The sequence below is a fragment of the Nocardiopsis mangrovi genome (assembly GCF_042653925.1).
In the GTDB taxonomy this organism is placed as follows: domain Bacteria; phylum Actinomycetota; class Actinomycetes; order Streptosporangiales; family Streptosporangiaceae; genus Nocardiopsis_B; species Nocardiopsis_B mangrovi.
This window is the reverse complement of sequence record NZ_JBHSFQ010000015.1, coordinates 40,287-56,813: the sequence shown is the minus strand read 5'-3', so window position 1 is coordinate 56,813 and position 16,527 is coordinate 40,287. Positions and strand designations below refer to the sequence as shown.

The window sequence follows — 16,527 nt, the reverse complement described above, 5'->3', positions numbered from 1 at the left end:
GGGTCCCGCCACACCGCTCACCGCCGGATCGACTCCTTCAGCGCGGTGCCCCTCGCCCGTGGACGTGCCGGTCTGCGGAGGCGATCCGCCGGCCAAGGCGGTGGCGATCGGGCTGACGCGCGCGATCTGCGGCCACGACGGTAGCGACGTCGGCGTCGCCTACCGGGCACCTCGCGGACGACCGTCGCGCCGGTGGCGAAGACCGCCGGGACCTGGCCTTCGGCGTCGGCCGTTCGCGGCGATGGTGTGGCCGGGCACACGCTTGGCGAGCTTGGGCATGCGGCGCCGCGCCGGTTCCGGCGGGGCGCCGCGTGTGTCGGGCTCTTGGTGGCCGAGCCCGGCTGGGTCAGCCCGCGAGCCGCTTCTTCAGGGCCTCGGCGTCGTGGACGGCCGACATCTGCACGAACTTGCCGTCGCGGATCCGGTAGATGGCGAACTCGTCGATCTCGATCGGAGCGCCCGTGGGAGCCACCCCGAGCCATTCCTTGGTGGGGGTGCCGTGGTTGACGGAGTGGCAGGCCAGGGTTTCTCCGTTGATCGCCACCTCCTTGATCTCCCAGTGGAAGTCGGGGACCGCGTCGGTGATGCTCTTGAGCGCCGCGACGACGTCGGCGCGAGTGGCCGGCTCTCCGTGCGAGAGGATGGACTCGTGGACGAACTCGTCCATGCGGTCGAACTCATGCGCGTTGAGCGCCTCGCAGTAGCGGTCGTAGAACTCGCGCATGTCGAAGTCGGACATGACTGCCCTTCTCGCCCGGTGGCCGGGCCGTATTCGTGTGCTCATGGTTCACGTGCGATACCCGTCGCGATCTCGTCGGCCGTCTTGGTCCGCACGTAGCGTTCGGGGTCGGAGGGCGACGGTCGAGGCGCGGGGGAGCGCCGCGGAGGTCTCGACGTGGGGGAGTCGTTCGCGCACCACCCCACGGCCATGACCGCCGGCATCGCCACGGCCCGCGCCGTCGCCGCACGAGTGCGCCCGGGCGATGGTGGCGGCATGGAGCCGGGGCCGCTTCGGATGCCGCGCAGCGTGGGGCGCCTGCTCAGATCTGGTTCTCTCCGCCGTCGACGTAGAGGTTCGCGCCGACGACGTAGCTGCTCTGTTCCGAGGCGAGGAAGGCAATGGCCGCGGCTGCCTCCTCAGGCTGGCCCATGCGGCCCTTGGCCACGGTCGCGGCGACATTCTCCTTGACGGCCCGGGCGGTCTCCTCGTCGCCGAAAGCGGCGGTGCCCCCGGGAGTCTCGATCCATGCCGGCGAGACCACGTTGACCCGGATGCCGCGCCCCTTGAGCTCGTTGGACCACGTCCGCGCGAAGGACCGGACGGCCGCCTTCGACGCCGCGTACGCGCCGAACGCCTCCACGCCGCGGTCGGCCGCCGTGGAGCCGGTGAGGATCACCGAGGCTCCGTCGTTGAGCAGCGGGAGCGCCTTCTGCACGGTGAACAGCGTGCCGCGGGTGTTGACCGCGAAGGTGTGGTCGAAGTGCTCCTCGGTGGTCTGCTCCAGCGTCACGAACGCACCGACCGCCGCGTTGGCCACGAGCACGTCCAGCCCCTTGCCTCGGGCCCGGACCGCGTCGTAGAGCCGGTCCAGGTCGGCCCCCTTGGAGATGTCGCCGGCCACTCCCGTCGCCCGGTCGGTTCCGATGGTCTTGACGGCGGCCTCCAGTTCGGATTCGCGTCGGCCGGTGACGAACACGTAGGCGCCCTCGTCCGCCAGCCGCAGGGCGGTGGCCAGGCCGATACCGGTGCTGCCCCCGGTGACCACCGACGTCTTGCCTTCCAGCTGTCCCATGTGGGTGTCTCCATCACTGTCTCGATGCCGATCCGTTCGACATCGATACTGCGGGAGATCGGCGATACTATCCATGATGCAGAATCCGCCATTCTTTACGTATCGTCCAGGAGGTGTCGTCGGTGCTCGGCTTTCGGGATCCCGTGGCTGACGCGATCAGCCTGCTCCGGCCCCGCACGGTGATCGGGCCCAGCCTCCGGGCCGCGGGGGGGTGGGCACTGCGCTTCGACACGTTCCCGCACGTGCGGATCGGCGGGCTCGTGCGCGGCACGTGCTGGTTGATCCTCGACGGGCACGAGCCGGTGCTCCTGCACGAGGGTGACACCTTCATGCTGGGCAACCCGCCGCCCTACGTGCTGGCCAGCACGCCCGACGCACGCCCGCGCCCTGCGCAGCCGGTGTTGGCGGGCGCCGAAGACGGGTTCGTGCGGATCGGCCCGGAGTCCGAGGAGGACCTCTACCTCTGCGTCGGGCACATCGCGTTCGACGACGAGAACGCGGCCCTGCTGACCGATCTCCTGCCGCCGCTCGTGATCGTCCGCGTGGCCGATCCTCATGGCAATCGGCTCGCGCAGCTGATCGACCTCCTGGCCACCGAGGTCGGGGTCGCCGCCGCCGGCGGCCCGCTGGTGCAGAACCACCTCGCACAGATCCTGCTCGTGCACATGCTGCGCGCTCACGCCGGTCAGACGGACCGGCCCACAGGTTGGCTTGGCGCCCTGAACGAGGACGGCATCGGTGCCGCCCTGCGCGCCGTGCACGCGGACGTGGCCCACTCCTGGAGCCTCAAGGAGCTCGCCGACATCAGCCACATGTCGCGTTCCGCGTTCGCCCAGGCATTCAAGAGCCACGTCGGGGTCCCGCCGTTGGAGTACCTGATCCAATGGCGCATGAGCCTCGCCCGCGACGCCCTCGCCCGCGACTCGTTGTCGATCTCGGAGCTCGCACGGGCCACGGGCTACTTGTCCGAGAGCGCGTTCAGCACCGCGTTCCGCCGCGTGGTCGGCTCATCGCCCGCACAGTTCCGGAACCGGGCACGGCAGCCACCGCGCTCGGCCGCGAATGCGAGCTGAAGGAGGCGTCCTGTGCTCGGCTGCGCCACTCACGCCGGCGACGAACACACCGGCACACCGACCACCGACACCACCACCAGCGACGCGGACACGCGTCATGAACGCGACTGTGCTACTGGGGGCTGGCTCTGTCGATCACGAGCAGGAACACTTGTGCACGTCTTCGAGTACATCCGCGGTCGATCGGCCGCGAAATGTCGATGGGATTCAGTAGCAGCGCAGAGCGGTCGTCGCGCATGAGGGCGGTGCCCCAGCAGGTGGTGCGGGTGTTCTTAGGAAGCCGGTGGCCTTGCTCAGGCACGTGTCCCGGGTGGAGGGACCAGGCCGCAGGAGCGCTCAGGGGCGGCGAAGTCCCCACCCACTGCGGCTACGTCGACAGCCGTGGCCGCGGTGCGGCACGGCCGGCCGGCCGGTCCGTGTGTCTCCAGAAGTCGCTGCCCGTAGTTCCAGGTCCGGGACCTCGTGTTTCCAGAGGCTCAACGCTGTCCGTTGCTTCTCGACGCGCCGCGACACACCGCCGATTTGCCCCTGACACCGGTGTCAGGTCCTAACGTGGCCGGGTAATCCGTGCGCCCGCGTATGCCCGGACGCCGGAGGGCCACCACGAGGAAGAGGAACAGGCGATGTCGACTCTGGGGATCATCGGAAGCGGGAACATCGGGACCGCGGTCGCGCGGCTGGCGGTCGCAGCGGGCATCGACGTGGTGATCGCCAACTCGCGCGGCCCGCAGAGCCTGGCAGGACTGGTCGAGGAGCTGGGGCCGCGCGCCACCGCCGCCACCGTGGACCAGACCGCCCGCGCAGGGGAGTCGACCCTGCTCAGCATCCCGCTGACCGCCTACGGCGCGCTGCCCGAGGGGCTGCTGCGCGGGCGGACCGTGCTGGACACCGGCAACTACTACCCCCACCGCGACGGCCGCATCGCCGAACTCGACTCCGAGGAGGCGACCACGACCCAACTCGCCCAGCGGCTCCTGCCCGGCGCCCTGCTGGTCAAAGCCTTCAACAACATCATGGCCCACCACATCCCCCAGCTCGCCCGCCCCACCGGGGCCCCCGACCGCAGCGCCCTGCCCATCGCCGGCGAGGACCCCGGCGCCAAGGCCCGGGCGGCCGAGCTGATCGACCGGCTCGGCTTCGACACCGTCGACGCCGGTACCCCGGCCCAGAGCTGGCGCTTCGAGCCCGAGTCCGGCGCCTACACCCAGATCTACCTCGCCGACCCCGAGGTGCCCCTCGACCAGATGATGCAGGCCCCCGCCGCCCCGGTCTCGGCCGACGAACTGCGTGCCCTGCTGGAGTCGAGCCGGCGGGTGAGCGTGGCCGAGCGCACCTTCTGAGCACCCGGGGCCAGGACTCCACTGGTTCTGCGGTGGAGTCCTCGCCTGCCTCAGGGCGCCTCGTCCAGGATGCCGGGGGTGTCATGGGCCACGACGCTCTCGTGCAACGGCACACGCCCCATCCGGTACCGGTTCGCGGGACCCTGGGGGTCGGGCCAACCGAAGGAGACGCCGAAGAGCAGCTTCATCTCCGGCTGGATGCCCAGGGCCTCGCGCACGACGTCAGCGTAGAAGCCCAGCATCGTCTGTGGAATGCCCGCCAGGCCGCGCGCCTGCAGCGCGAGCAGGAAGGTCTGCGCGTACATGCCCATGTCACCGGCTACGCGCACCCCGTCGCCGAACCGGGGCATGAACAGCAGCGCCACGTGGGGGGCGTCGAAGAACTCCAGGTTGCGCAGCGCGGCCGCGTGGCGCCCGTGGGCATCGGAGCGCTCCACGCCCAGCGACCGGTAGTAGGCCGCGCCCTGCTCCCTGGCGCGCCGGCGGTAGGTGCCGTCGCCGAAGTCGGCGTAGTCGAAGCTGAAGTCCGGTGAGGTCCGGCCGTCCCTGTCCGCCTCCAGCAATCGGGCGCTCAGGGCGTCACGGCGCGCACCCGAGACGATGTGCACCTGCCAGGGCTGGGTGTTGCAGTTGGAGGGCGCCCTCTGGGCGTCCTCCAGCACCGCGCGGATGTCGGCCGCGGGCACCGGGTCGGGGACGAATCCCCGGACCGAGCGCCGCGCGCGCACGATGTCGGTGAAGGAGCGGGCACTGCTGGACACAACGGGTTCCTCTCGTGCGGCGGCGGCTCGGTCGTGCACCGCGAGACCGCGCCTGCCGGCTCGGGGTGGACGCGCCGCTACACTAAGACCTGACATCGGTGTCAGGGGCAAATCGGGGGGAGGTCGTCCGTGCGGATCGGGGAACTGGCCGAGCGGACCGGGGTCAGCGTGCGCTCCCTGCGCTACTACGAGAAGCAGGGCATGCTCTCCAGCCAACGCAGCGCCAGCGGGCAGCGCCACTACGATGAGCATGGCGTGAGCCGTGTGCTGTTGATCCGTCAGTTCTTCTCCGCCGGGATGAACAGCAAGACCATCGCCGCGCTCCTGCCACACGTCAAGGACCCAGGTGAGCGCTGCCCGCCGGCTGTCCTGCGCCAACTCACCGCCGAACTCGACCGCATCGACGCCCAGGCCGAGGAGATCGCCCGCGCGCGCCGGACCCTCGCCGATTTGATCAGGGCCACACAAGAGGCCATGCGCGCTACCCGGACCAGCGAATGAACATCAGGGTGAAGGGCGGCGCCGTTGCCCCGCCCTTCACCCATGGGGCGGCGGATGACCCACGACCTGAAATTCCGGCGCCACCGACATCGAGCGGAGAGACGCCTAGGCGCGCCGGGGGAGGCGCTTGCGCGCCGCCTGTACCGCGTTCCGGATCTCGTCGACGCGCAGGAGGTGGCCGGTCGCGAGGAAGAGCGGCGCGCCGATCGCGCAGCCCAGGAGAGGTCCCCCGAGGAGGACCGGAAGTTCTTCGGCCGACCATCCTCCGATGAGCCATTGGACGGCGACGGCGGCGGCGACGCAGGGCAGCGCGGCGCTGTAGAGCCGGGCGATCGTGGAGCCGATGCGCCACCCGTCCAGTCCGCCGAGGCGTCGGCTCAGGATTCGGCCGCTGACCGTCAGCCCCCACAGGTAGGAGAGCATGAAGCCCGCTGCGATGCCCATGAGGACCCGGTCGGAGGGCAGCAGCACGTAGGAGGCCGTCCCGATGGTCCCGTGCACGGCGGCGTTGGTGACGGCGATCAGCGCGGGGGTCCGGGTGTCGCCCATGGCGTAGAAGACCCGCAGCATGAGCTGGTAGACGGTGAACGGGATCAGGCCCAAGGCGAAGACCGTCAGCACGCTTCCGATGACCCGGGCGTCGTCCACCGACGTGCTGCCGCGCGCGAACACCGCGACGCTCAGCGGTACCGCGTACACGGCCAGCGCCAGACCGATGGGGACCAGGACGACCGATGACATCCGCAGCCCGCGGGAGAAGTCGCCGCGCACCTTCGCCCAGTCGTGTTCGGCCGCGTGCGCGCTCATCCGCGGCAGGAGGACCGTGATCACCGAGACCGCGATGATCGCATAGGGCAGCTGGAACAGCTGGTAGGCGTAGTTGTAGGCGGTCAGGCCGCCGCCGACTCCCGCGCCCTCGGACATGGCGACGCCAGCCCGGTTGGCCAGGTTGGCGGTGATGAGGAATCCGGTCTGCATGGCGCAGACCAGGACGAACATCCAGCCCGCCGCTTTCAGGGCCTCGCCCAGGCCCGATCCGCGCAGGTCGAGTCGGGGGCGCCAACGGAAGCCGGAGCGCCACAGGACGAACTGGACGACCGCGGCCTGCAGGAGCAGTCCGCCGGTCGTCCCCAGCCCCAGCAGAGCGATCTGGCCGTCGGTGACCGTATCGGGCGTGGCGCCGGTGCCCGCCGTCCAGATGAAGGTCGCGCCCACGCAGATGATCACGAGGTTGTTGAGCACGGGGGCCCACACGGGGGCGCCGAAGCGGTTCCGGGTGTTCAGCATGGCGCTCGACAGTCCGCTGACCCCGACGAAGAAGATCTGCGCCAAGAGGTAGCGGGCGAGCAGGACCGCGACGTCGAACTGCTCGGGGGTGAACCGCCCCGCATACAGGCGGATCAGTGCCTCGGCGGCGAGGACGGCGGTGACCGTCAGGGCGAGGAGGGCGATTACGGCGCCGGTGAACAGGCGCTGTTCGGTCGCCGTGCCGCCGTCGGCATCGGACCGGCGGCGCTTGACCAGGAACGGCACGATGACGCTGGCCATGAGCCCGCCGATGAGCAGGTCGTAGACGATGAAGGGGATGGTGTTGGCGGTGTTGTAGGCGTCCCCGAGCAGCTGTGTGCCCAACGCTGCGGCCAGCACGATGGTGCGTGCGAATCCGGTGATCCGGGAGGCCGTCGTGCCCACGGCCATCACCGCGCTGGACTTGAGGACGCTTCCCCCCGCTCCGGCGGACTCATCCGCCGGGGCTCGCTGATCGGCGGAGGGGGCCTCGGCGTGCGGCAGCGTCACGGTGCCGCTGCGGTCTCGGCCGTCGTCGGTGGTGGTCTCGCCGGACATCGGTTCCAATCTGTGCGGGGGCGGGCGCACCTGGCACAACGCGGCCGCCCGGTCCGCGGCCTCTCGGTGAACAGCGGTGGGGCCGGATCATGAGCCCGTGATCGTTGAAACGCGCCGCCGCGGGGCTCGGGCTGCGCCGGTCCCTGGTGCCGTGGGACGGCGCGGAAAACCTACTACACATGTAATTTTCCGTCGTCCGCCACCCCGGCCGAGGGGGTGGAGGCGCGACGCGAGGGCTCAGCGTCGCACAGACGGCGATGGGCTGCATGGATTCGCGCCCATGTGGACGACCGCCCACGCCGATGCGGGGGGCCTACGGCACACACGTACGCGTCACCAGCGCGAAACCCGCCCGGATCCGGCGCGAGAGCTCGGAATGCCCCCGCCTTGCTCACTCTTCGGTGCCGTTGATCGTGTACAGGTCCACCCTGCCGCGCGCTTTCGGTTTCGGACGCAGAATGGCCAGGTAGAGCCCCGGTGCATCGGCGTCCATGCCGGTGGCGACGACCCGGTATCCGCGGCCGCGCGGTCGCATGATCGTGCCCGCCGTCCCCGCGGCACCCGCAGCGGTGACCAGGTCGGTCGCCGGGGTGTGCGACATGTGGCGACTCGCCTTCTTCTACTACTTATTTAGTAGATAGTATCGGCGGCTCACGGCCGCCCCATCGATCGGGCGCGGTGCTCTCGGCAGTCTAGCTATTACACGTGTAGTAGGTTGACGCCATGACTTCCACCTCGACCACGGAGGCCCCGAGGGTGTCTCTTCGCGTTATGGAACTCAGTGACGTTCCGGCTGCCGTGCACCTGCACCGGTCCAACCTGCCGACGGGGTTCTTCGTCGAACTCGGGGAGCGGTTCCTCGGCCGCTACTACCGCACCTTCCTCACCAGCCCAGCCGCGGTGGCGCTGGTCGCCGAAGTCGAGGGGCGGCCCGCCGGCTTCCTCGTCGGCTGCACCGACGAGATCGTGCACCGCCGCCACATCATGCGCCTGGACCGCTGGCGGCTCGCCCGTGCCGGCGCGGCCTCGCTGCTGGTCCGGCCGGAACTGACGGCGCGCTTCATGCGCACCCGCGCGCAGCGCTACATCCGCGGGATGCGGCGCGCCACTGAGGGACAGACGGCGGTCACTTCCGGCCGCACCGGGATGCTGAGCCACATCGCCGTGGACGCCTCCCATCGGCGCACGGGTGTCGGCGCGGCACTCGTGGCCGGGTTCACCGACATCGCCCGCGTGCACGGGGTGGACCGCCTGCGCCTCTACACCGCCGGAGACAACGAACCCGCCCAGCGCTTCTACGAGCGCCTGGGCTGGGAGAAACAGGAAGAGCAGCCCGACATGGACGGCAAGCTGTGGACGCACTTCGTCCTGGAACTGACGTGAGACCCTGGATCCTCCTGCCGCTCCTCGCGGTGACACTGGCAGCCACCGCGTGCGGGGGCGGGTCCGGCCCCGCGGACGCCCCGCCGCCGTCACCCACCGCGGCCGTCCTGCCCGATGTGGCGTCCTACACGGTCGCCTCCACCGAGCCGGCGCCGGACGTCAAGACAGCGGCGGCGGCCTACCTGGAGACGCTCCTGCGCTATGGAGCGGGTGACGGAACGCGGGAGGCGGCGCAGCAGCGCCTCGATGAAGCGGGGCTACCGACCGCCCCGTTGGACGGCGCGGCCGACCTGCTCAGCGGCTCAGCGGCGGGCACCGCGGAGATCATCTATCCGCAGCTGGGGGGTCTCACCGGGAACCGGGCCTCGGTCATGACCGTGGTCACCGTGCACCTGCTCGACGGGGGCGAGCCGACCTCCACGACGCGCGTGGTCGACGTCCGCCTGGCCAAGACAGGGGAGACCTGGGCGGTCTCCTCGATCGAATCGATCGGCGGCGGCCCCCCTGCCGAGGCCCCGCCCCCCGCCGGTCCGTCGCCCTCGGCGGGGACATCGACCTCGGACGCCGCGGCGGCAGCGGGTGATGACCCGGGTTCGGCCGTGCTGAGCTCACAGCGACTGGATCTCCCCGACACCGTGAAGTGGGACATCCTCAGCGGCGCGATCGACGACCGCGTCCTGCGCATGCTCCTCACGCTCGGCGAGGACCACGAGCTGTCCGTCGCGGTGCTGTCGACCGGCCATCCGCACAACGTCTTCGACAGCGCATCGGTCAGCAACCACGTCCAGGGCCGCGCGGTCGACATCTGGGCCATCGACGGCGTCCCCGTCGCCGACCTCGCGGGAAGCGGGGAGCCGGACAACCCCGCGCGTACGCTGATGGAGCGCGCACTGGCCGAAGGCAGCGACGAAGTGGGCGGACCCTGGGCACTGTCGACCGCCGACGGGGCGACGTTCACCAACACCGTCCACCAGGACCACCTGCACGTAGGCTTCAAACGGTGACGCGGGCCCCTACGGCGCTCCGCGTCGGCCATAGGAATCCGGCCCAGGGCGCCTACGGGTGGCCGCCCACCCCAGGGGCCGGCGGATCGGAATGAGCTTGAGGTCGCAATCGATGCCACGGCGCAAACTCGGACAGCTCGAAGCGGAGGTCCTCGCGGTCCTGGCCGGTGCGGGCGATCACCTGTCCACGGCCGAACTGTGCGCCGAGCTCGACGGCGACCCCGCGTACACGACGGTCAACACCGTCCTCTTCCGCCTGCTCGACAAGCGCATGGTGGACCGCATACCCCGGGGCCGGGGGTACGCCTACCGCCTGGTCGTCGACGAATCCGAGGTCGCGGCGGAGCGCATGTTCGGCCACCTGCGCGTCGCCAGCGACCCCTCCGGCGTCCTCAACCAGTTCGTCAGCGGCCTCCACCCCGAGGAGGCCGAAGCCCTCCGAGCAGTCCTGGATCAGCGACGGGAGCCGTCATGAGCTGGCCTACGTTCGTCCCGGCGCTGGCGCTGACCGCGTTGAGCCTGGTCCTGGCGCGCCGCCCCCTGCCGCTCCACCCCTCCTGGTCGTCACGGCTCCTCCTCGTCATCGCCGTGACGACGGCCTTCACCGCGATCAGCACGATCACGCTGGTCGCGGCGGTGTTCGTCGCCGGGCTCCTGCCGGCCGACCTGGTCGCGGCCAGCGTCAAGGGGCGCCTGCTCATCGGGCACGGGCCGGTGAACCCCGTGATGGGATCCGCGGCGTGCGCGATGCTCGTGGTCGGGGCAAGCCGCTCGGCCTGGCTGCTGTGGCGGCAGCACGGGGAGCGCCTGCGCCTGGCGGACACGGGCGTCGTGGACGACGACCGCCCCTTCGCCCTGGCGCTTCCGGGCCCCGGCGGCGGCGTGGTCGTGTCCCAGGGACTGCTGCGGCTCCTGAGCCGGGAGCAGATGCAGGTCGTGTTCCGCCACGAACACTCCCACCTCCGGCACCGGCACCACCTCTACACCACGGCCGGAGCGATCGCGGCGCGCCTGTTCCCACCTTTGGCGGCCGTCGAGGCGGCGCTGCGGCTGAGCGTGGAGCGGTGGGCCGACGAGGACACCGCGGCGGCGGTGGGCGACCGCGCCCTCGTCGCCCACACCATCGCCGAGGTCGCGCTCGCCAACCCCGCGCCGAGCCCCACGTGGCACCCCGCGCTCGCCGGCTCCCACGTCCTCCTGCGCGTCCATGCGCTCCTGGGCGATGCCCCCTCGACGAACCCGATCGTCGGTCCCGCGCTCCTGAGCGGAACCGGCGTCGCCACGAGCGGCATGGCCTCCTCAGCCCTGCAACTCCACCACGCCGCGTCGCTCCTGCTGATCTGACGGAACCGCCGGAGCGGGGACATCGACCGCGCGTCGCCGATCCGGTCGGCCAAGTGCACCGGCATCCGCCTGCGTGCCGATACGGCTCAGGTGTCCCAGTGCACGTCGAGCCGACGCAGTGCCCTGAAATACCACTCGGGCGACCAATCCGGCTCATACCCTTCGGGCAGGCGCAGCCCCGGCAGCCGCGACAGCGCCTCCACCGCGATGCGGATCTCCAACCGTGCCAGGGCCCGTCCCAGGCAGCGGTGGATGCCCGCCCCGAAGGCCACGTGCTGCCGGGCGTTGGCGCGCCCCGGGGTGAAGTCGTCGGCCGCCGCGAACACATGCGCGTCGCGGTTGGCGGACCCGAAGAGCAGCAGCACCCGCGAACCGGCCGCCATCTCCACCCCGCCCAGGACGGTGTCCGAGACCAGGACCCGCATCATCCCCCGATGCGGGGCCTCATGGCGCAGCGCCTCCTCCACCAGCCCGGCCACGGCGCGCGGATCCGATGCCTGGTCCCAGAGGCCGTGGGTGAGCGCGGACATCACGGTGACGGCAATGGCGTCGCGAGTGGTGTGGATCCCGCCGGCGTAGAGGCCGCGAACGAACATCACGGCGTCGGCCGGATCCATGTCGGCGTCGTCGTCGGCCACCAGGCGTGCGAGTTCGGTGAGGATGTCCTCGCGCGGTTCCCGGCGGCGGTCCTCGAGGGCGTCGAGGATGTGGGCGTCGTAGTCGAGCAGGGCGTGCGCTGCCGCGACCTTGGCCGCGGGGTCGCCGACGGGGGCGGCCAGAGTGAGGAAGGCGCCGTTCCACTCGTCGAGCCGGTCGGCGTCGGCGTGGTCGAATCCGGTCAGTTCGGCCAGGGCGGTGCGGACGAAGGGGTGGGCGTATTGGGTGAGGAGGTCGGCGTGGCCGTCGGCGGCGAAACCGTCGACGAGGTCATCGGCGAGGCCGCGCAGGGCGGGGATGGCGGCGCTGATCCGCCGCCCGTGGAGGATGCGTTCGCCCACGGCGCGCAGGGGCGCGTGCTGGGGCGGGTCGGCCTGGACCATGTGCGGTGGTAGGGGGAGATGGTCCAGGATGCGCAGGATCTCGGGAGGGAGGGCATCCAGCGGGGTGAACGACTGGGCCGAGGAGAACATGTCGGGTCTGCGGAGGACCTCGGTGACCAGCTCGTAGTCGGCGACCAGCCAGACGCCGATCTCCTCGGACCAGACCACGGGGGAGTGGTCGCGGGCCCAGCGGTAGAAGGTGTGCGGGTCGGTGCGGTGTGTCCCAGTGGGGTCATAGGAGGACACTGAGTGAGGGCAGCCGGTCGAGACGGCTCGGGGGTCGGTCATGCGGTCCGCCCTTTATTGGGGGTCGAGGGCACGGAAGCCGGACGCGCCACGGGTGGCGCGCACGGGACCGCCGACGATACAGCCTGGCACTGCCTCCCCGGCGCGCGTGCGGTCGCCGCCGCGTGTGGAAGTACACGTTGACCTCGGTGGTCCCGGGCGAAAGCCGCCAGGATCGGGGGGATGGCAGTGCCCGCGGCGCTCGTGTGCGCGGCGGCTGCGTGATGAATCCAGTGTCGTGCGGTCTGTGGTGGACGGTCTCCTGAATCGCGTGCGTGAATGCGGAGATGCCGGCGCGCGAGCGCCGGCATCTCCGCACGGTCGAATGGAGCCCGGAACGCGGCGCACGGTAGGAGCTGTTCCGGCTCACCGTGCCCGGCGGCGCCCCCTGGTGCGCGACCGGTGCTTCTCGATCGTGCCGACGGGCGTCTCGGGCGGCTCGGGAACCACGCGGACACGGCGCGGCACCATGACATCGGGGCCGCCCGGCCGGCACCGGGCGGTTCGGCAGGGCAGGTCCGTCAGTGGTGGGCGATGCTGACCGAGCGGGTGTTCAGGTAGGCCTCCATCGCCTCGGGGCCGCCCTCGGAGCCGTAGCCCGAGTCCTTCACGCCCCCGAACGGCATCTCGGCCGACGGCATCGCCGGCATGTTGACCCACAGCATGCCCACCTCGACCCTGCGGGTCAGCTGGTCGGCGGCCGACAGCGACCGCGTGAAGGCGTAGCCGGCGAGCCCGTAGGACAGCCGGTTCGCCTCCGCGATCGCCTCGTCCAGGTCGCGGAAGCCGCGGATGGCGGCCACCGGGCCGAACGGCTCCTCGTTGAACAGCCTGGCCCCGGCCGGCACGTCGTCGAGCACGGTGGGCGCCCAGAAGTTGCCCGCGTCGCCGATGCGCCTGCCGCCCGCCAGTACCGTGGCGCCCCGCTCGACGGCATCGGTGTGCAACGAGGCCATCGCGTCGATCCGCCTGGTGTTGGCGAGGGGTCCCATCTCGGTGCCCTCGGCCAGCCCGTCGCCGACGTTGAGGCCGGTGGCGAACTCCGCGAGCGCCTTGGCGAAGTCCTGCCGCGCGCCCTCGTGCACGAGGAACCGCGTCGGGGAGATGCAGACCTGGCCGGCGTTGCGGAACTTCGCCTTGCTCATGGTCTTCACCGCGAGCTCGATGTCGGCGTCCTCGCAGATGATCACGGGCGCGTGCCCGCCGAGCTCCATCGAGACGCGCTTCATGTGCCGGCCCGCGAGTCCGGCGAGCTGCTTTCCGACCGCCGTCGACCCGGTGAACGTGACCTTGCGGATCACCGGGTGGGCGATGAGGTACTCCGAGATCTCGGCCGGGTCGCCGAACACCAGCGCGAGCACGCCGGCCGGCAGGCCCGCGTCCTGGAAGGCCCTGACGAGCGCCGCCGGGCTCGCCGGCGTCTCCTCCGGCGCCTTCACGACCATCGAGCAGCCCGCGGCGAGCCCGGCGGCGAGCTTGCGCACGACCTGGTTGATCGGGAAGTTCCACGGCGTGAAGGCGGCGACCGGGCCCACCGGGTCCTTGATCACCTGCTGCCGGATGGCGGGGTTGGCGCGGTGCGGGACGAGGCGGCCGTAGACGCGGAAGCCCTCCTCCGCGAACCAGTCGATGATGTCCGCGCCCGCCAGGATCTCGGCCTTGGCCTCCGCGAGCGGCTTGCCCTGCTCCTGCGTCATCAGCGCGGCGATCTCGTCGACGCGGGCGCGCACGAGCTCGGCCGCCCCGCGCATGATCCTGCTCCGCCGCGCGGGGGTGTGGTCGCGCCACACCTCGAAGCCGCGCCGCACGGACTCGGCGGCGCGGTCCAGGTCAGGGCGGGCCGCGTGGGCGACGCGGCCGATCACCTGGCCGGTCGCCGGGTTGTGCACGTCGATCGAACGCCCGTCGGCGGCGTCCAGCCACTGATCGTCGATGAAGAGCCGGGTGTCCGGATAGGTCATCGGGAAGCCTCCCTCGTGGCGCGCCGCGGCACGCGGCGTCGGTGGACGGTATTCGGCATCGCTCCCGACCGTAACCCGGAGCGGCGGTCGGGCCGCCATGTGGCCGGTCACCCGAACTCCAACCCGAACACCTCCAGCACGGTGTAGACCGCGAGCAGGAAGATGCCGATGGTGCTGATGACGAACGCCGCGGTGAGCCACCGGTTCCGCCTGAAGCGCGGGTCGACCTCCAGGGTGCGCAGCCGCCACACGGCGATGAGCACGGCGAGCAGGAAGATCCCCGTCGCGATCGCGCCGATCTGCATCATCACGAGCGGCGACCGCACGAACAGGAACATGAGCAGCCAGATCACGGGCAGGCAGGCGGTGAAGGCCCGCAGGGCCCGCGCCCGGACCCTGACGTCGTGCCAGTCGATCACGCCCAGCAGGCCGAGGGTGTCGGTCCACAGGCGCGGCACCGCGGCCGCGGACGCGATGTTGGTGGAGAACAGCACCGCGATGGCGCCGATCAGGAACAGGCCCTCCGCCCACGGGCCCAGTGTGTCGGTGTAGATCCTGGACACGGTGGTGATCACCGCGTTGCCTTCGGGAACGAGGTTCTGCGGTTGGAGCACGCTGGCGCCGACCACGTAGAAGGACAGCGTGCAGACCGTGCAGATGAGCCAGGAGACGAACACGTCCAGCTGCATCACTTTGATCCAGCCCCCGGCGCGCCGGGCACGCTCCTCGCTGCCGTCGTCGGGCCCGGTCCAGCGCCCGTACCCCTTCTCCAGGCACCAGTACGTGTAGTTGGTCATGTCGTCGGCCCCGACGCCCGTCGAGCCGAACATGGCGATCGCGAGGCCGAGGGTGCCGGCCGGGATCGCGAAGCCCAGCCCGTCGGCGAAGTCACCCGGGCTGTAGGCGAAAGGGGTGAACGGCAGCACCAGCACGATCGCCACCGTGCTCAGGGTGAAGATCGCGACCGACCAGGTGGTGATCACCTCGACCACGCTGTATCTGTTGCTCCGCAGCAGCCCGATCGTCAGCGCCGTGATGATGACGGCCCAGACGCCCAGGGAACCGCTGCTCAGCGGCTCGCCCACGATCGGCCACAGGATGGAGCAGGCGGCGGCAGTGCCGCCGATGACGCCGCCCCGCTGGAAGTTCTTGGCGACGTCGAGCCCGATCCACAGCCAGTTGATCCAGCCCATGCGCCCGATCCTGGGCGGGACGGTGCTGTACCCGGCGAGGGCGGTCCTGCCGTTGAGGATCGCCCAGCGAGCCAGTTCCATCTGGACCCATACCTTGACCGTGGCGCCCACGATCACCATCCACAGCAGGACGAACCCCGCGCGGGCACCGAGCGACGTGGTGACGATGAGCTCGCCCGAGCCCACCACGGACGCCGTCAGGATGATGCCCGGGCCCAGATAGCGCAGCCTGCCGCGCAGCGTCGTCGGCGCGTCCCTGGTGTCCTCGGCGCGGAGCCGGTAGGCGTCCTCGGGTTCCGCCTGCGGCATGTCCTGGGTCGACATGGAGTGCCTTCCTTTCCACGGCGCCGTCGCCGGTGTCCGCCGCGCGACGACGCCTGTTCACCGGGTGGCGTCGACGAGGCGCCGGGTCTGCGCCCTGAGCGCGTCGGCATCTCCGAGATCGCCGAGCAGCTGGACGCCCACGCCGACTCCGGCGCACCCCTCGGCCAGGCACGCGCGAGCGAGGTCGGCCCCGACGCCGCCGGTGGCCAGCAGCGGCACGTCGGGCAGCGGGCCCTTGAGCTGCCGGAGGTAGCCGGCTCCGACCGGGCCGATCGGGAAGACCTTGACCAGGTCGGCGCCGAGGCGCACGGCGTGGACGATCTCCGTTGGCGTGAACGCGCCGGGGACGACGCCGAGGCCGAGCGCCTTGGCCCGCTCGATCACCGCCTCGTCCACGTGCGGGCAGACGATGAACCGCGCCCCGGCGTCGGCGGCCCGCGAGACGTCATCGGCCGTCATCACCGTCCCCGCGCCGATGGGGACCTCGTCCCCGTACCTCTCGCGCAGCGCCGTGAGCGCGGCGAAGGGCTCACCGCTGTTGAGCGTCACCTCGAACAGGCGGATTCCTTCGCTGTACAGCAGATCGGTCAGCTCCAGACACCGCTCGGCGGGCTGACCGCGGTAGATCACCATCGCGCGGTGCTCCCGCACCAGGCTCAGGACGTCGTCGGACATGTGGC

At 71.1% G+C, this 16,527-nt stretch carries 16 protein-coding genes; 7 read left to right on the top strand and 9 right to left on the bottom strand.

Features of this window, described 5'->3' with window-relative positions; all coding sequences use genetic code 11:
• Positions 1-346: 346 nt before the first annotated feature.
• On the bottom strand, positions 347-739 hold the full coding sequence (locus ACFO4E_RS16270) for an ester cyclase (protein ID WP_378575700.1): 393 nt from the start codon (positions 737-739) through the stop codon (positions 347-349).
• Positions 740-1,040: 301 nt separating this feature from the next.
• Positions 1,041-1,793 carry an SDR family NAD(P)-dependent oxidoreductase gene (locus ACFO4E_RS16265; RefSeq protein ID WP_378575697.1) on the bottom strand — a complete coding sequence of 251 codons (753 nt, stop codon included), beginning with the start codon at positions 1,791-1,793 and terminating at the stop codon, positions 1,041-1,043.
• A 143-nt stretch (positions 1,794-1,936) separates the two neighbouring features.
• On the opposite strand from ACFO4E_RS16265, the gene ACFO4E_RS16260 reads away from it, so the two are divergent.
• Both ACFO4E_RS16260 and ACFO4E_RS16255 read left to right on the top strand, forming a co-directional pair.
• On the top strand, positions 1,937-2,866 hold the full coding sequence (locus ACFO4E_RS16260) for an AraC family transcriptional regulator (RefSeq protein WP_378575694.1): 930 nt from the start codon (positions 1,937-1,939) through the stop codon (positions 2,864-2,866).
• A gap of 563 nt (positions 2,867-3,429) precedes the next feature.
• On the top strand, positions 3,430-4,206 hold the full coding sequence (locus ACFO4E_RS16255; RefSeq protein ID WP_378575868.1) for an NADPH-dependent F420 reductase: 777 nt from the start codon (positions 3,430-3,432) through the stop codon (positions 4,204-4,206).
• Positions 4,207-4,256: 50 nt separating this feature from the next.
• Here the strand turns inward: ACFO4E_RS16255 and ACFO4E_RS16250 are convergent, their stop codons facing one another.
• Positions 4,257-4,967 (bottom strand): nitroreductase, encoded by a 711-nt coding sequence (locus ACFO4E_RS16250; RefSeq protein WP_378575691.1) that lies wholly within the window; start codon positions 4,965-4,967, stop codon positions 4,257-4,259.
• A gap of 129 nt (positions 4,968-5,096) precedes the next feature.
• Here ACFO4E_RS16250 and ACFO4E_RS16245 point away from each other — a divergent pair, with 129 nt between their 5' ends.
• On the top strand, positions 5,097-5,468 hold the full coding sequence (locus ACFO4E_RS16245) for a MerR family transcriptional regulator (RefSeq protein ID WP_378575688.1): 372 nt from the start codon (positions 5,097-5,099) through the stop codon (positions 5,466-5,468).
• A 105-nt stretch (positions 5,469-5,573) separates the two neighbouring features.
• Here ACFO4E_RS16245 and murJ read toward each other — a convergent pair whose 3' ends face one another.
• Both murJ and ACFO4E_RS16235 read right to left on the bottom strand, forming a co-directional pair.
• The gene (murJ, locus tag ACFO4E_RS16240; RefSeq protein ID WP_378575685.1) at positions 5,574-7,313 is read right to left on the bottom strand and encodes a murein biosynthesis integral membrane protein MurJ; all 1,740 of its coding nucleotides are present in this window, start codon (positions 7,311-7,313) and stop codon (positions 5,574-5,576) included.
• 391 nt (positions 7,314-7,704) lie between these two features.
• Positions 7,705-7,914, bottom strand: a complete 210-nt coding sequence (locus tag ACFO4E_RS16235) for a hypothetical protein (RefSeq protein ID WP_378575683.1) — start codon at positions 7,912-7,914, stop codon at positions 7,705-7,707.
• A 170-nt stretch (positions 7,915-8,084) separates the two neighbouring features.
• On the opposite strand from ACFO4E_RS16235, the gene ACFO4E_RS16230 reads away from it, so the two are divergent.
• The 4 genes from ACFO4E_RS16230 (at position 8,085) to ACFO4E_RS16215 (ending at position 11,044) form a co-directional block, all read left to right on the top strand.
• Positions 8,085-8,696 carry a GNAT family N-acetyltransferase gene (locus tag ACFO4E_RS16230; protein ID WP_378575680.1) on the top strand — a complete coding sequence of 204 codons (612 nt, stop codon included), beginning with the start codon at positions 8,085-8,087 and terminating at the stop codon, positions 8,694-8,696.
• Positions 8,693-9,700, top strand: a complete 1,008-nt coding sequence (locus tag ACFO4E_RS16225) for a hypothetical protein (RefSeq protein ID WP_378575677.1) — start codon at positions 8,693-8,695, stop codon at positions 9,698-9,700. The genes ACFO4E_RS16230 and ACFO4E_RS16225 overlap by 4 nt, the downstream gene beginning before the upstream one ends.
• A 112-nt stretch (positions 9,701-9,812) precedes the next feature.
• Complete coding sequence (locus ACFO4E_RS16220; protein WP_378575674.1) at positions 9,813-10,175, top strand: BlaI/MecI/CopY family transcriptional regulator; 363 nt, start codon at positions 9,813-9,815, stop codon at positions 10,173-10,175.
• Complete coding sequence (locus ACFO4E_RS16215; protein WP_378575671.1) at positions 10,172-11,044, top strand: M48 family metalloprotease; 873 nt, start codon at positions 10,172-10,174, stop codon at positions 11,042-11,044. The genes ACFO4E_RS16220 and ACFO4E_RS16215 overlap by 4 nt, the downstream gene beginning before the upstream one ends.
• Positions 11,045-11,130: 86 nt before the next feature.
• On the opposite strand, the gene ACFO4E_RS16210 is transcribed toward ACFO4E_RS16215, so the two are convergent.
• The 4 genes from ACFO4E_RS16210 to ACFO4E_RS16195 form a co-directional block, all read right to left on the bottom strand.
• Complete coding sequence (locus ACFO4E_RS16210; protein ID WP_378575668.1) at positions 11,131-12,330, bottom strand: cytochrome P450; 1,200 nt, start codon at positions 12,328-12,330, stop codon at positions 11,131-11,133.
• A 560-nt stretch (positions 12,331-12,890) separates the two neighbouring features.
• A complete protein-coding gene (locus tag ACFO4E_RS16205; RefSeq protein ID WP_378575665.1) occupies positions 12,891-14,330 on the bottom strand; it encodes an NAD-dependent succinate-semialdehyde dehydrogenase in 1,440 nt (479 codons plus the stop codon).
• 107 nt (positions 14,331-14,437) lie between these two features.
• Positions 14,438-15,847, bottom strand: coding sequence for an Nramp family divalent metal transporter (locus tag ACFO4E_RS16200; protein WP_378575662.1), 1,410 nt, complete (start codon positions 15,845-15,847; stop codon positions 14,438-14,440).
• Positions 15,848-15,904: 57 nt separating this feature from the next.
• Positions 15,905-16,522: a bifunctional 4-hydroxy-2-oxoglutarate aldolase/2-dehydro-3-deoxy-phosphogluconate aldolase gene (locus tag ACFO4E_RS16195; protein WP_378575660.1), complete on the bottom strand. Its 618-nt coding sequence runs from the start codon at positions 16,520-16,522 to the stop codon at positions 15,905-15,907.
• Positions 16,523-16,527: the final 5 nt, after the last annotated feature.